The sequence below is a fragment of the Synechococcus sp. WC101 genome (assembly GCF_047461555.1).
Lineage (GTDB): Bacteria > Cyanobacteriota > Cyanobacteriia > Thermostichales > Thermostichaceae > Thermostichus.
In genome coordinates this window covers 1-14,433 of the sequence record NZ_JANSHG010000052.1, presented here as the reverse complement: position 1 = coordinate 14,433, position 14,433 = coordinate 1, and the positions used below count along the sequence as shown (strand labels likewise).

Below are 14,433 nucleotides of genomic sequence, written 5' to 3'. Positions count from 1 at the left end.
CCTCCTGGTGAAGGATTACCTGGAGTTTCGCGGCTACGAGGTGGTGGCAGCCAGCAATGGTCTGGAAGCCCTGGAGGTGATGCGCCGCTTGACTCCGGATCTCGTCATCTGCGATGTGATGATGCCGGAGATAGATGGCTACACGTTTGTCCAGACCATTCGCTCCAACAGCGCGACGGACTGGATTCCGGTGATCTTTTTGTCAGCCCGCGGGCAAACGGCAGATCGGGTGCGCGGCCTCAACACGGGGGCAGATGTTTACCTGGTCAAGCCCTTTGAGCCGGAAGAGCTGGTGGCTCAGGTGGAGTCCGTCCTCAAGCACACCGAGCGCCTGTTGCAAATGCAGAATGCGGGCATTCAGCCGGTCATCAAGTTAGATCGGGAAATCGAGCTCACCCCTACGGAAGCCAAGGTGATCCAGTATGTGGCCAGGGGCATGTCCAACCGCGAGATTGCCGAGGTGATGGGAGTGAGCCAGCGCACCGTCGAAAGCCATGTCAGCAACATGCTGAGCAAAACCGGCCTGCACAACCGCACCGAACTGGCCCGCTGGGCCCTCGAAAGTGGTTTGGGCAGAGGCTGAGGGGGCCTTTGTTGCATCGCCGCTTGCCGACAAAAGGGCAACTCAGGGGATCTGGCTTTTCCTCTCTGTCTGGGGGCAACTCTGGAGGGGCGGGCGAGCGTTGGGCAGGATCGGGGATCTTTCAACTCCTCTGCCCGCCGTCTGCGGTTTTGGCGGCAAACTGAAGAAGGTACCCCGCCACGGCTACGGTTTAGACCTTATGGGATCCCGTTTACCGCGTCCGGCCCGGCCCATCCGCTCCGGCCACTACCCGGCCAAGGAGCTGTGCAGCCAGTGCGGCCTCTGCGATACCCGCTACGTCGCCCACGTCAAGGAAGCCTGTGCCTTTTTGAACCAGCAGTTCACCCGCCTAGAAGAGCAAACCCACGGGCGATCGCGGGAATCGCTGCGCTCCAAATCGGATGCCGTCAGCGACAGCGACTACTTCGGCGTCTACGAGGCAATGTACACGGCCCGCCGGCGGGATCCGATCCCGGGTGCCCAGTGGACGGGCATCGTCAGCAGCATCGGCATGAAGGCCCTCAGCAGCGGCCTAGTAGAAGGGGTGGTGTGCGTGCAGGCGGATCCCCGGGATCGCTTTCAGCCACGGCCTGTCTTGGCGCGTACCCCAGAAGCGGTCTTGGCGGCGCGGGTCAACAAGCCAACGCTATCGCCCAATCTCTCCGTGCTGGAGCAGGTGGAGCAAAGCGGCCTCAAGCGCTTGCTGGTGATCGGGGTGGGCTGCCAGATCCAGGCTTTGCGGGCGGTGGAGAAAAACTTGGGCCTGGAGAAGCTCTATGTGTTGGGCACGCCCTGCGTAGACAACGTCAGCCGCGCCGGGCTGCAAAAGTTTCTTGAAACCACCAGCCGCTCCCCGCAAACGGTGGTGCACTACGAGTTCATGCAGGATTTCCACATCCACTTCAAACACGAAGATGGCTCGGTGGAAAAGGTGCCCTTCTTCGCCCTCAAGACCAAAGAACTCAAGGACGTGTTTGCCCCCTCCTGCCTCACCTGTTTTGACTACGTCAACAGCCTGGCCGACCTGGTGGTGGGCTACATGGGATCCCCCTTTGGCTGGCAGTGGCTGGTGGTGCGCAACTCGCGCGGGCGGGAGCTCCTGGATCTGGTTTGGGAAGAGCTGGAAACCCAACCGGTGATCTCGCAGGGATCGCGGCAAGCGGCAGTGCAACAGGGGATCCAAGCCTATGACCAAGCCTTGAGCTTGCCCCTATGGCTGGCTCGGATCCTGGGGGCAGCCATCCAGCGCTTTGGGCCCCGCGGCCTGGAGTATGCCCGCTTTTCCATCGACTCCCACTTTGTCCGCAACTATCTCTATGTGCGCCGCCACTATCCCCACAAGCTGGAGCGGCATGTCCCTCCCTTTGCCCGGCGGATTGTGGAGCAGTATCACCTTCCGAAAGACTGAGGCTCAGCAGTAGCGGATCCCGGCTTCTGCCCAGCGGTCGATGGCCTGGCCCAGGCGTTCGCAATCGGCAATCAGGCTGATCCGCACGTAGCCTTCTCCCCCTTCCCCAAAGGCGTTGCCGGGAGTCACCACCACCCCGGTGGACTCCAAAACCCGCAGGGCAAACTCCGTCGATCCCTCGGGCGTGCCGTCGGCGGTGCGGGGGGTCGGGATCCAGAGGTACATCGTCGCCCGCGGCGGCTCGATCTGCCAGCCTAACTCCGCCAGGCGGGCAATGAGGTAGTCGCGTCGGCGGCGGTAGCGCTCCTGCACCTGCTGTAGGTAGCTATCTGGCAAGGCCAAAGCGGTCTCGGCCGCCTTTTGCAGGGCGCCAAAAATGCCGTAGTCGAGGTTGGTTTTCAGGGTGCGCAGGCTCTGGATAATCTGGCGGTTGCCCACCACAAAGCCTACCCGCCAACCGGCCATGTTGTAGGTTTTGGAGAGGGTGTGGAACTCCACGGCCAAGTCCTTGGCGCCAGGGATCTGCAGCAGGCTGGTGGGCCGGTAGCCGTCAAAGGCCAGCTCGGCATAGCACAGGTCGTGCACCAGGAGGAGGTCGTAGCGGCAAGCAAACGCCACCACTGCTTCAAAAAAGGAGCGGGTCGCCACCGCTGTTGTCGGGTTGTTGGGGTAGTTGAAGTAGAGCAGCCGCGCCTGCTTGGCCACCTCCGGCGGGATCTCTTGCAGGTCGATGAGCCATCCTTTCTCCGGACGCAGCAGCAGCGGGTAGATCTGGCCGCCGGCAATCAGGGGGCCGCGAAAATGGGGCGGGTAGGCAGGGCTAGGCACCAGCACCAGATCCCCTGGATCCACGTAGGCCAGGGCCAGGTGGGTCAGGCCCTCTTTGGATCCCAATAGAGGCAGCACCTCGCCATTGGGATCCAGCTCCACCCCGTAGCGGCGCCAATACCACTCGGCAATTGCCTGGCGAAAGCTAGCCGTGCCCTCGAAGGGTGGGTAGCCGTGGTGAGCGGGATCGGCAATGGCGGCCTGGGCCGCCTCCACCACCGGCTGGGGGGTGGGGCCATCGGGGTTGCCCATGCCCAGATCGATCAAATCCAACCCCTGCTGGCGGGCGCGGGCCTTCAGCTCATCCAAGCGGGCAAAGACATAGGCAGGCAGTTTGTTCAGCCGCTGGGCAGGGGCGAGGGCACGGTTCATAGCAAGGAGGGGAAACGAGTGCAGCCGGTGTCTGATGGGAGGTTAGCTACCTAACTTACCGCCAGAGCTGCCTTCAGGGCAATGATTGAGATCAGCGGGTTTGGGCATCTGGGATCCCAAAGGCTAGGATAGAAGTCTGGGTTCGGCTTTTTGGCAAGCGGAGCAGTGGCTTTACCCCTTGTAGCCGTTGTGGGTCGCCCCAACGTGGGCAAATCCAGCCTCGTCAACCGCCTGGCGGGGGTGCGCTCGGCCATTGTCCACGACGAGCCGGGCATCACGCGGGATCGCCTCTACCAAGAGGTGGAGTGGAATGGGCGCCGCCTGCGGGTGGTGGATACCGGCGGCCTGGTCTTCGGCGACGACAGCGAGTTTTTGCCCCACATCCGTCAGCAGGCCATGGCGGCGATGGCCGAGGCCCACGCTGTAATCTTTGTGGTGGATGGCCGCGAGGGGCTGACCCCTGCTGACAAAGAATTGGCCGATTGGCTGCGCAGACAACCCCTGCCGGTGGTGGTGGCCGTCAACAAGTGCGAGTCGGGGCAACTGGGCCTGGCGCAGGCGGCGGCTTTTTGGGAGTTGGGGCTGGGGGAGCCGATCCCTTGTTCTGCCGTCCACGGCAATGGGGTAGCCGAGCTGTTGGAGGCGGTGCTGCCTCACTTGCCCGAAGTGGCCCAAGAAGCCGCAGATGAGCCGGATCCCATCGCCGTGGCCATTGTAGGGCGGCCCAACGTAGGCAAGTCCAGCCTGCTCAACCGCCTGGTGGGATCCGAGCGGGCCATTGTCAGCCCCATTGCTGGCACCACCCGCGATGCCGTTGACACCCTGGTGGAGTGGGAGGGGCAGAGCTATCGTCTCATCGACACGGCTGGGATCCGCAGAAAAAGCCGGGTGGAATATGGGGTGGAGTTTTTCAGCATTAACCGCGCCTTCAAAGCCATCCAGCGCTCGGACGTGGTGCTGCTGGTCATTGACGCCCTGGAGGGGGTAACCGAGCAGGATCAGCGGTTGGCTGGCCGCATCGAAGAAGAAGGCCGCGCCTGCATCATCGTTGTCAACAAGTGGGACGCGGTGGAAAACAAAGATACTCACACCATTAACGAGTACACCCGCGAGATCCGCGAGCGGCTTTATTTCATTGACTGGGCACCCCTGTTGTTTGTCAGCGCCCTCACGGGGCAGCGCACCCACAAGATCTTTGCCGAGGTCAACACAGCGGTAGCCGCCCATCGCAAGCGCATCGCCACCTCCGTGGTCAATGAAGTTCTCCAGGATGCCCTCGCCTGGCAGTCACCCCCCGCCAACCGCCAGGGCAAGCAGGGCAAAATCTACTACGGCACCCAGGTGGCGGAGCGGCCTCCCACCTTTCTCCTGTTTGTCAACGATCCCGATCTGTTCAAAGAGAACTACCGCCGCTACCTGGAAAAGCACTTCCGGCAAAACCTCGACTTCACCGGTACCCCCATTCGCTTTCGCTGGCGCAGCAAATCCGAGCGCCTGGTGGGACGGGCAGTGCAAAAATTGGAGGGTTCCCTGGCCTCTCGTTAGGCCCTCTGGTGGACGAAGCTCTCTTCTGAAAGCGTATGGCTGTGGATCCCAACGTCAAAACCCTGGTGGAGAATCGCCGCGCCCGCTTCGAGTACGAGATCTTGGAGACCTACGAAGCCGGGATCCAACTGACCGGCACAGAGGTAAAGTCCATCCGAGCGGGCAAAGCCAACTTGCAAGACGCTTTTGCCCTCTTTCGCGATGGCGAGGCCTGGCTGCACAACTTGCATGTTGCCCCCCACGGAACTGCCAGCAAGGTGTTTAACCACGACCCGACCCGCCGCCGCAAGCTGTTGTTGCACCGCCGCGAGATCGACCGGCTGCGGGGCCTGGTGGAGCAAAAAGGCCTGACTGTGGTTCCCCTGCGGCTGGTGCTCAACCGCGGCTGGATCAAGGCTCACCTGGGCGTGGCCCGCGGCAAAAAGCTCCACGACAAGCGACAAGCAATTAAGGAACGGGAGACGCGGCGGGAGATCCAGCGGGAGCTCAAGGGGCGCTAGGGCCCGACAAGCTCCTGGCAGCTCCTATTTTCCGAGGGGGGTGGCCCAAAGCCGCTGGAGCCCTTCGTGGCAACAATTTCCAGTTTTCCTCTCCCTCAGGGAGAGGGGCTGGGAGTGAGAAATCCTCCGCTAGGATTGGAAGCGAGATCCGACTCGGTCGGCTGCAAAGGCACCACTGGGAAATTCTAGGCGCCGGGGAGAGGAAAGAAGCGGTCGGTGGCCTTGACCCGCTCACACCAGGCGCGGATGTTGGGGAAGGGCTTGAGGTCAAACCCGCCCTGCTCGGCCACATGGGTATAGGTAAACAGGGCCAGATCGGCGATGGTGTAGCGGTTGCCCACGAAGAACTCCTTCTCCCGTAGGTGGCTTTCCATGATCTCCAGAGCCTCGGTACCGAGTTTCAGGTTCTGGGCAATTAGCTCGGCATTGGCCTCGGCCTGGCCGGCTCGCACCCAAAAGCGGGTGGTGGCAATGTAGCGGGCAATGCGGGTTTGTTCAAAAAGGAGCCATTTCAAGATCTCGGCCCGCTCCAGCCGCGTCTGGCCATAGAGGGGAGTGTCCTCTGCTAGGTAAACCAAGATTGCGGCTGACTCGGCCAAGACGGTGCCGTCTTCCAGCTCCAAAGCCGGGATCTGCCCCAGGGGGTTCTTGGCCAGGTACTCGGGGCGGCGATTTTCTCCGACCCTGGAGTTGACCTCAACCGTCTCGTAAGGGATCCCCAACTGTTTGAGAAGCAGCTCTACTTTGTAGCAATTCCCGGAGGTCGGGATCCCATACAGTCGCAGCATTGCCGTTAACCTCAACGTGCAGCATCCCCATCAATACCACCAGATAGCTCAACCTCAGCCACAAAACCCCTTCACGTTTCAACGCGGTAGCCGAAGTCGCGCAGCAGGTGCTCGGAGCGCCGCCAGTGGGGCCGCACCTTGACGAACAGCTCCAGGTACACCTTGCCGGCAATGAGCTTTTGAATCTGGAGGCGGGCGGCCTGGCCAATTTGCTTGAGCCTTTCCCCCCCTTTGCCGATGAGGATCCCTTTTTGCGAGTCCCGCTCCACGTAGAGGGTGGCCAGGACGCGGGTGACGGTGGGGGTTTCTTCCACCTGGTCGATGGTGACGGCCACCGAGTGGGGCACCTCCTCGCGGGTGTGCAAGAGAACTTGCTCGCGGATCAACTCCGCCATGATAAACCGCTCCGGCTGATCCGTCACCAGATCCGGGGGATAGTAGTAGGGCCCAGGGGGCAGCAGGTCGACGGTGGCCTGGATGAGGGGCGCCAAGCTGCCGGGATCCAACGCCGACACCCAGACGACGGGGGCACCGGGGCGCAGGGCTTGGTAGCTCTCTTGGTGGGCCTGGCGCGCGGCAGACTCTTTGGGCAGCAGATCGGCTTTGTTGCAGACGAGGATGCAGGGGGTCGCGCTGGGGATCCGCTCGGCGATAAAAGCATCCCCCCGCCCTGCCGGCACCGAGCCATCCACCACGAAGAGGACGACATCCACGCTCCCAATGGCAGCCTGGGCGTTGTGTACCAAGATCTCCCCCAGGCGGTGGTGGGGCTTGTGGATGCCAGGGGTGTCCACCCAGATGATCTGGGCTTGCGGCAAAGAGAGGATCCCCCGCAGGCGGTTGCGGGTGGTCTGGGCCACGGGAGAAGTGATGGCGATCTTCTGGCCCACCAGAGCGTTCATCAAGGTGGACTTGCCCACATTGGGCCGCCCGATGAGCGCCGCAAATCCCGACTTAAACCCCGGTGGGGCGACCGGGATCCCCGACAGCCCCGCCTCCCCCCGGCCACCCTCTTGTCCCCTCGTGTACGGGGGGATGTAGGGGGGGGCCAGCTCTGGCGGCGCTTGGGCCGCCCCTTCCTGCCACCCTTCCTCTGGAGCGGGATCCCGAAGAGGGGGATGGCCGCGTTCCCGTCGCTCTTCTTCCATCGTGCCCCCTATCTCTGGTAGCCGGACCAGGACTGCGCCTGGCTACTGTCAAAGGCCAGGGAAACCTCAGGCAACTGCAGGGAGAGGGATCCCAGCTCGGCCAGGGTGGTGCCGGGGTAGTAAAAGGCGAGGATTTGCGCCGCGTTCAACCCCCGCCGCGCCAGGGTGTAGGCGCCGTACTGGCTCAGCCCCACCCCGTGGCCAAAGCCGCCGCCGATAAAGCGGTAGCCTGTCAGCCGCCCGCTCTGTTTCAGGGGTTCCACGCGAAACAGAGTGCTGTACAGGCGGGGAAAAGCCAGGCGCACCTGATCCTTGCGCAAAAGAATCGAGTGGAGCCCTTGGGGCGTCTGCAAGTCCACGTGCAGCGCCTGCACCCGACCACTGACCGAGCGCTCCAGGACGTGCAGCCCCTGGATGGTCATCCACTCGGGGAGAGGGATCCCGAGGTACTCTTGAGCGGCCCGCAGTTGGGCGTTTAGCTCCTCCAGCGACTGAGAAAACTCCCAGCGGAAGAGGCGCGATACCCCTGCTTCGTTGAAACCCTCCCGCCGGGCCAGAAAGGCCTTGAAGTCGCTCTCCTGCCGCAAATCGAAGGGCTGATCTGGCTGGTGGGCGATATCCACCTGCGGGCGCAGGTAGGGGCGCGGCTCGCCGTCCCAAACTTCTTCAAAGCCTGCCGAGATGCCGCCGTTGGTGGAAGAATAAACGGCATCCACCAGCTCGCCCTTGTAGGTGAGCACCAGGCCGCTGGTCTGGCGAATCGCTTCGTCGGCCCGCGGATGGGTGCCGCTCAGCCCCTTGTAAACCTGGCAGTGGGTATTGGCACAGAGGTGGTAGTCGTCGATCTGAAAGCGGTGCAGGTTCTTGAGGGCGTAGGTGCGCGCCAAAATTGCCTGGGCGGCCATGGCGGCAAAGGGGGCCCCTGGCCCCACCTCATGGGGCACCACCCCCCGTAAATAGGTTTCCAGGGGCACGGCGTTGACCACCGTATAGCTGCCGTAGGCATTGGGCTGAATGGTAATGGATCCGGCATAGTAGCGGTCGTTCACCCGCAGATAGCCGGCATCGGAGGTTACCCTCAGGCGGGTGCGATGGTAGCGAAAATGCTCATGTACCCAGCTCAGCTCCGCCCGTTCGCGCCGCTCCTGCACCTCCAGCCGCACCTGAGGGATCCCTTCTTTCTGGGCATACTGCTGAATCTGGATCAGTTGTTGGGGAGTGTAGGCACGGCTGGCCCACACCTGCCATTCCTGCGGTTGGGCGATCTCGGTGCGGATGCCCAGAGATTCCCAGGAGTTGGCGCTGGCCTCGGCGCTCTCGAAGCTTTTGTGGCTGCTGAGGATGAGGCGGTACACGGTTTCCGGGCTGGCCAGGGCGCGGTTGACGATCCCAACCGTAACTTGTGGGAGCCGCTGCCTCTGGGTGCTGCCGTCTGCCTGGGCAAATTCCAGGGTGAGGAAAGACCCCAGCGGCGCTGCCAGCTCCACCTGATCTTGCTCAGAACGGCCAAAGCGTTGCACAATGCCCACGTGCAGGATCGGGTTTTCGGGGGTGGCCGCTGCAGACAATTGCGCTGGCAAGACAGGATCTTCGGCCTCTTTGCGAACCCCGGTCGCGTCAGCGGCACGGAGCACCAAGGCTGTCAGCAACAGGCCCAAGCCGGAAATGAGGCTGCTCTGTTTGCGCCAGCGGAGCGGAGTCCTTAAAAACCGGCGAGGTTGGGCAGTAGGAGACTGACAACTGGCCATGGCCGCTTTATCCTGACAACACACCCTGTCGATTGTACCCGCATCTTTTCTGGCCTAGCCGCAGCGATGGATGCTCCTCTACCCTCTACCTCCCTGCTTTTTACCGGAAACGACGGTGGATTCTCGAACCTGCCTCCTCCTGCTCTACGCAAGGGATCCGGCTGGCGGTTGGGCTGGGATCCTGGGCGCTCCCCTTTTGTGGCCCTGGTGGGAGGAGAGACTTGGGCGTTGGAGCTAACCCTAGAAGAATGGCAAGCATTTGTGCAGGGGGTGTATCGTCTGCAGCAGGATATGGAAGCTGTCGCCTCCCAACTGATGGCCGAGGAGAGCATTACGCTGGAGCAGACCTTTCCTGCCCTCACGTTGGTTGCCAGTGGCAGCGCCACTGCTTGGGGCCTCTATCTCCAGTTGCACCAGGGCCGGCGGGGTGAGGGTTTCTGGCCAGCAGAAGTTGTCCCGGAGCTGTGTCGTGCCCTCGACCAATTCCAGGAGTGCTGACCCGCCGCCGCTTGCAGGTTTTGGGGAGGAACCCAAGGCAACTCAGGTCAAACTCCAATCAATTGCTGAAGAAAAGATACTTGATAAACCCTGAGGCCACCCCAACGACTAGGGCCACGATCGCGCCGCGGCTGATGAACTCCTGTTGGTCAAGCCGCTTGCTGTAGCCATCCATTTTGCCGCTTAGCTCCGCGATTTTCACTTCCAGGCTGCTACGGCTGAGGTCGATCTTGGCTTCCAGCTCGTTGCGAGTGAGGTCGATCTTGGCTTCCAGCTCGTTGCGAGCGCCTTGGATCTTGCTCTCTAGGTCGTTGCGAGTGAGGTCGATCTTGGCTTCCAGGTCGGTTTTGACCAGCCGGATCTCGCTTTTGATCTCCGTCACTTGGATTTCCAACTTGCGGTCGATTCCCTCCAGCTTTTTGTCCAAAGCCAGGATGAGGTCTTTAATTTCTTGATTGGGATCCGACATCCGCAGTTCTGCCCAAGACCGCTGGCTCCTATTATCGCCTAAGGGATCCCTCCTCAAACTGGCGGCTCAACCGTTGCCACGATGTCGCGGATGACGGCCTCTGCCTCCTGCCGTCGGTTGCTCGTCATGTCCCCAGATCCGGCCAAAGAAATGCGATGGGCCAGCACCGGCACAAACAAAGCTTGCAGATCTTCTGGTAGGCAAAAGCTCCGCCCTCTCACCAACGCCTGCGCCCGTGCTGCCCTTGCCAAGGCCAACGCCCCGCGGGTGGACACGCCGGCCCGCAACAGCCTGGAGGCACGCGTCGCCTGCACCACCTGCAGCAGATAGTCGGCCAGGGATCCATCCAGGTACACCTGATCCACCGCCGCCTGGATCTCCCGCAGCTCCGCCAGGGAAAGCACCGGCTGGAGAGCCTCCACCGGCTCTGCCTGCTGTCGCTGCAGCAGCAAAGCCCGCTCCACCTCAGGGCTGGGGTAGCCGATGGACAGCCGCACCAGAAACCGATCCAACTGGCTTTCCGGGAGGGGATAGGTGCCGTGATACTCCAAGGGGTTTTGGGTGGCCAACACCATAAAGGGACTGGGCAGCGGGTAGGTGCGGTTGTCCAGCGAAACCTGCTTTTCCGCCATTGCCTCTAGCAGGGCACTCTGGGTGCGGGGAGAGGTGCGATTGATCTCGTCGGCCAGGATGACATGGGCAAAAATGGGGCCTGGGCGAAATTCAAACTCCCCTTTCTCTTTGTTAAAAAGGGTGAGGCCAAGAATGTCAGTCGGCAAGAGGTCGCTGGTAAATTGAATTCGCTGAAACTTGGCCCCCAAGCTGCGGGCAATGGCCCGCGCCAACGTGGTTTTGCCTACTCCCGGCACGTCCTCCAGGAGGACATGGCCTTCCGCCACCAGGGCCGTCACCACGGCCTGCACCACCCGTGGCTTGCCTTGAAACACCGACTCGACGTTGGCGATCAGCTTGCCGATCTGCTGCCGCAAAGTTTGCAATCGCTCCGCCGGGATCCGCGCTGAACCGGACAGGGTGCCAACACTTGCCATAAACCACTCCCAAAGGGGCCTATTCCACCATACAGGCCCAACCCACCGGCAACCCAAAGGGGATCCCACAAAACCCCGGTGGAAAACCGGAGTATCATAGACCTGATCCTTGCAGGAAGGATGGGTATTTTGGAACTGTCTTGTAAAAGTGAGTACGCTCTCCTGGCCCTTCTGGAGTTGGCCCAGCACTACCATGACGGCCGGGTATTGCAGATTAAGGAGATCGCAGCCCACCAGTCGATTCCCGACCGCTATCTGGAGCAGTTGCTGGCCACGCTGCGCAGGCAGGGCCTGGTACGCAGCCAGCGGGGCGCCAAAGGAGGTTACTCTCTGGCTCGACCGCCCTGGCAGATCTCCCTATTGGACATCATTCAGGCCATCGAGGGAGAAGATCTCACCCGCCCCCGCGACTTGCCCAGCGGCGATCTCTCGCCGGAGCGCCAGGTGCTCTGGCAGGCTTGGCAAGATGCCCAGGCGGCAGCGGTGGGCATTCTCCAAAAAACGACCTTGCAAGACCTCTGCGACCGGCAGGCGCAACAGCAACAGGCCAGGTTGATGTACTACATCTAGAGGAAGCTGCCGGTGTCGATGCCCTGGGCTTGGCCTCCTCTCAAGAGGGTGAGTACCTCTTCCCGCCGAGGCGAACGAGAGGGGCTGGGATCCCTGTCAAGTTTTGGGTTATCCTGAAACCCATTGCCTCTTGAATTGCTTCCTTTGCATTCCATGACCTTTCGCTCCCCTCGCTCTCAGGCTGCCGATACGTTTTCTTCGGAAGATTTTGCCAAGGCTCTGGAGGCGCAAAGCCTTGACTTTCGACCGGGACAGGTGGTGCGAGGCCGCATCTTCCAGCACCAGAACGATGGGGCGCTGGTGGATATCGGCGGCAAGTCGCCGGCCTTTTTGCCCCTGAAAGAAGCCGGGATCCGCTCAGGAGAGGATTTGAGCGAGCTTTTTCCCCTCAAAAGCGAAGCCGATTTTCTCATCTTGCGAGAGGACTCGGAAGGGCAAATCGTACTCTCGGCGCGGCGGCTGCGGCTGAAGCGACTTTGGGAAGAGCTGGCCGAAAAACAGACCAACGGCCAGACGGTAACTGCCCTGGTGATCGGCACCAACAAGGGCGGGGTTCTGGTGGACGTGCAGGGGCTGCGGGGCTTTATTCCTCGCTCGCATCTCAACCAACGGGAAAATCTAGAAGAGCTGGTGGGCCAATCGCTGACCGCCAGTTTGTTGGAGGTCAACCCCGCTGCCAACAAGCTGGTGCTCTCCCAGCGAGTAGCGCGACAAGCTGAGAGCCTGGGAATCTACACCACCGGTCAGGTGGTGCGGGGCAAGGTCAGCGCCCTCAAGCCCTTCGGCGTTTTCGTGGAGCTGGAGGAGGGGGGCAGCGGGCTGTTGCCCATCAAGCAGGTCAGCCAAAGCTTTGTCGCCTCCTTATCCGACTTGTTCCAGCCCGGTCAGCCGCTCAAGGCCGTGGTCATCGATGTGGATGAGGCCAAAGGGCGGGTAGCGCTCTCTCTGCGGGTGTTGGAAAAATACCCCGGCGAGGTGTTAGAGCAACTGGCCCTCATTACCGAGGAAGCTGAAGAGCGGGCCGGCAAACTGAAGGGGAGAATCACGTCCGAGGGCAAGGTCATTTAACCCATACCGACTGCCAAGGCGCTCCTGGGCGAGCCTTCCGGATCCCTGGGCTGGACCTCACCCAAGACTTGGCGCCGATCCCCCAATCCCGCCAGCAGCAGGGGACCTTTCGTAGCCACCGGCTGTGGAAACAGCACCCCTTATCCCTGATGCTCAGCTTCCCTCTCCTTCTGGGAGGGGGGCTGGATCCTATGTCCTGCCAGCATCAACTCCCTGGCACTGCGGAGCCCTGGGGGGCTGTTTCAAACTTGTACAGAGTGGCAATGCCGTGAACAGCAACTGAGGCTGGGGTGTTGTCTATACGCGATGCTGGCGCAACAGAGATGAAGAGATTTCCTTACCAATCCTCCGCTATTGCGTTTCCATGCAAATCTTAGGTTGGAAATGCTCAAATTAGGACACAGCAAGGGTTTTAGCTATTGCCGCCACTGAGGAAATAGCCAGAATAAGAGTAGCTATTGACCCAGCAATGGGCGCTACGACAACTTGGTGAATGCACGATGTTTCCCTCTCTGTTGACCCCACGCACAGCCAGCCTACTCCTATCGGGAGCCGCACTGGGCATCCACTGCCAGGTGGCCATGGCCGCTCCTTTTCGCGACACCTTTGGCCACTGGGCGCAAGCCTATATCGAGACCCTCTCCTCTCAAGGGGTGTTGAACGGCTTCCCAGACGGCACCTTCCGACCCGAACAGCCCGTTACTCGCACCGAGGCGCTGGTGATCCTGACTAACGCCCTTGGCAACACGAGTGCCATCCCCGCGGCTCAGCCGAGCGAGCTGTTCAGCCGCTACCGCGACGCGGCAGCCATTCCCAACTGGGCCCTGGCACAACTTGCAGCCGCCAACCGTGCCGGCCTGATTGTCAATTACCCGGATCCTATGCTTTTGGAGCCGAACCGCCCTGCCACCCGTGCCGAGGTGGCCGCTTTTACCCACCAGGCCCTGCTCAATCGGGGATCCCTGGTGGCCCAGAACCCGAGCAGTTGGGTTTCCACCCCCCCGGCGGGCTTTGACCTGCGCCTTTCCACGCTGGCGGCGGGCACCCTGATGCAGACCACCACCCCCTTCAACGAGCGCCTCTTCATCGCTCCCAACGAAACTCGCCCCCTGTCCTTGATCGTCCGCACCCCGATTCGCAACGCCCAGGGGGACATCCTGGTGCCTTTCGGCTCGCGGGTGGATGGCCGCTTTGAGCCGGCACCGGGGGGCACGCGCTTTGTGGCAGAAAGCATCATCGCCAACAACCAACTGTTCCCCTTGGCTGCCCAATCGGATGTGATCCACGATGTTAAGGATCCTCGCTACACCACCACGGGCAAAATCATCCAAGATGCGGCCATCGGCGCGGCAGCGGGCGCCATTCTCGGCTTGGTGACCGGCGACAATGCCATTGCCACAGAAGAAGTGCTGGGGGCTGGGGTGGCCGGAGCGGTGATCGGCAACGTCACGGCGCCACAGGTGGTAGTTTTGGATCCCAACCAGGTGATCGAGCTGCGCCTCACCCAGGATCTGGCGCTGGTCCCTCAATCCCGCTAGCGGCGCGGGGGTGTCCGTTGCAACAAGACACAGGCGATACAACTTCGTCACCGTCTTTCCATCGGTGAAGCTGGGCGTTGCCTCGATCCCCAACTCCGTATCCCCCCGTACACGGGGGGATATAGGGGGGGCCGGGGTTGGGAGTGAGGGCAAAAGGCTATCTTCTCAGCCAATCCAACAGAGTCGTTCCCCCCAGCCACAGGCCCACCAAAATGGAAGTGGTCAGCAGCCCCGCCGCCACACAGATCAGGGATCCCAAGCTGCACAGGATCCCGTCCTCTTCGAGGAGGCCAAAGGCGGTGACGAAGACCCCCATCGCCG

At 61.7% G+C, this 14,433-nt stretch carries 15 protein-coding genes; 8 read left to right on the top strand and 7 right to left on the bottom strand.

Going from position 1 to position 14,433, the window contains the following annotated elements:
• Positions 1–583 (top strand): response regulator transcription factor (locus NW809_RS05355; protein ID WP_414401681.1); only part of this gene is annotated, 583 nt, incomplete at its 5' end.
• A 199-nt stretch (positions 584–782) separates the two neighbouring features.
• Positions 783–1,991 (top strand): Coenzyme F420 hydrogenase/dehydrogenase, beta subunit C-terminal domain, encoded by a 1,209-nt coding sequence (locus NW809_RS05350; RefSeq protein ID WP_414401680.1) that lies wholly within the window; start codon positions 783–785, stop codon positions 1,989–1,991.
• Positions 1,992–1,994: 3 nt separating this feature from the next.
• On the opposite strand, the gene NW809_RS05345 is transcribed toward NW809_RS05350, so the two are convergent.
• Positions 1,995–3,191: an aspartate aminotransferase gene (locus tag NW809_RS05345; RefSeq protein WP_011430081.1), complete on the bottom strand. Its 1,197-nt coding sequence runs from the start codon at positions 3,189–3,191 to the stop codon at positions 1,995–1,997.
• 165 nt (positions 3,192–3,356) lie between these two features.
• On the opposite strand from NW809_RS05345, the gene der reads away from it, so the two are divergent.
• Complete coding sequence (der, locus tag NW809_RS05340; RefSeq protein ID WP_011430082.1) at positions 3,357–4,736, top strand: ribosome biogenesis GTPase Der; 1,380 nt, start codon at positions 3,357–3,359, stop codon at positions 4,734–4,736.
• 35 nt (positions 4,737–4,771) lie between these two features.
• Positions 4,772–5,236, top strand: coding sequence for an SsrA-binding protein SmpB (gene smpB / locus NW809_RS05335; protein WP_011430083.1), 465 nt, complete (start codon positions 4,772–4,774; stop codon positions 5,234–5,236).
• Positions 5,237–5,421: 185 nt separating this feature from the next.
• Here smpB and NW809_RS05330 read toward each other — a convergent pair whose 3' ends face one another.
• From NW809_RS05330 to NW809_RS05320, 3 genes are all read right to left on the bottom strand, one after another.
• Entirely contained in the window at positions 5,422–6,024 is a 603-nt protein-coding gene (locus NW809_RS05330; RefSeq protein ID WP_011430084.1) for a glutathione S-transferase family protein, read from the bottom strand.
• Positions 6,025–6,095: 71 nt separating this feature from the next.
• Positions 6,096–7,172 carry a GTPase Era gene (gene era, locus NW809_RS05325; RefSeq protein WP_011430085.1) on the bottom strand — a complete coding sequence of 359 codons (1,077 nt, stop codon included), beginning with the start codon at positions 7,170–7,172 and terminating at the stop codon, positions 6,096–6,098.
• Between the two features lie 8 nt (positions 7,173–7,180).
• On the bottom strand, positions 7,181–8,920 hold the full coding sequence (locus NW809_RS05320) for a SpoIID/LytB domain-containing protein (protein ID WP_011430086.1): 1,740 nt from the start codon (positions 8,918–8,920) through the stop codon (positions 7,181–7,183).
• 66 nt (positions 8,921–8,986) lie between these two features.
• On the opposite strand from NW809_RS05320, the gene NW809_RS05315 reads away from it, so the two are divergent.
• Positions 8,987–9,418, top strand: a complete 432-nt coding sequence (locus tag NW809_RS05315) for a DUF1818 family protein (RefSeq protein ID WP_049749741.1) — start codon at positions 8,987–8,989, stop codon at positions 9,416–9,418.
• A gap of 58 nt (positions 9,419–9,476) precedes the next feature.
• On the opposite strand, the gene NW809_RS05310 is transcribed toward NW809_RS05315, so the two are convergent.
• Entirely contained in the window at positions 9,477–9,887 is a 411-nt protein-coding gene (locus NW809_RS05310; protein WP_099812188.1) for a hypothetical protein, read from the bottom strand.
• A 53-nt stretch (positions 9,888–9,940) separates the two neighbouring features.
• Entirely contained in the window at positions 9,941–10,936 is a 996-nt protein-coding gene (locus NW809_RS05305; protein ID WP_011430088.1) for an AAA family ATPase, read from the bottom strand.
• A gap of 129 nt (positions 10,937–11,065) precedes the next feature.
• Here NW809_RS05305 and NW809_RS05300 point away from each other — a divergent pair, with 129 nt between their 5' ends.
• From NW809_RS05300 to NW809_RS05290, 3 genes are all read left to right on the top strand, one after another.
• Positions 11,066–11,506: an RrF2 family transcriptional regulator gene (locus tag NW809_RS05300; protein WP_011430089.1), complete on the top strand. Its 441-nt coding sequence runs from the start codon at positions 11,066–11,068 to the stop codon at positions 11,504–11,506.
• Between the two features lie 153 nt (positions 11,507–11,659).
• Positions 11,660–12,574, top strand: a complete 915-nt coding sequence (locus tag NW809_RS05295; RefSeq protein WP_011430091.1) for a S1 RNA-binding domain-containing protein — start codon at positions 11,660–11,662, stop codon at positions 12,572–12,574.
• A gap of 500 nt (positions 12,575–13,074) precedes the next feature.
• Positions 13,075–14,112 (top strand): S-layer homology domain-containing protein, encoded by a 1,038-nt coding sequence (locus NW809_RS05290; protein WP_414401679.1) that lies wholly within the window; start codon positions 13,075–13,077, stop codon positions 14,110–14,112.
• 157 nt (positions 14,113–14,269) lie between these two features.
• Here the strand turns inward: NW809_RS05290 and NW809_RS05285 are convergent, their stop codons facing one another.
• Entirely contained in the window at positions 14,270–14,428 is a 159-nt protein-coding gene (locus NW809_RS05285; protein ID WP_414401682.1) for a hypothetical protein, read from the bottom strand.
• Positions 14,429–14,433 lie beyond the last annotated feature (5 nt).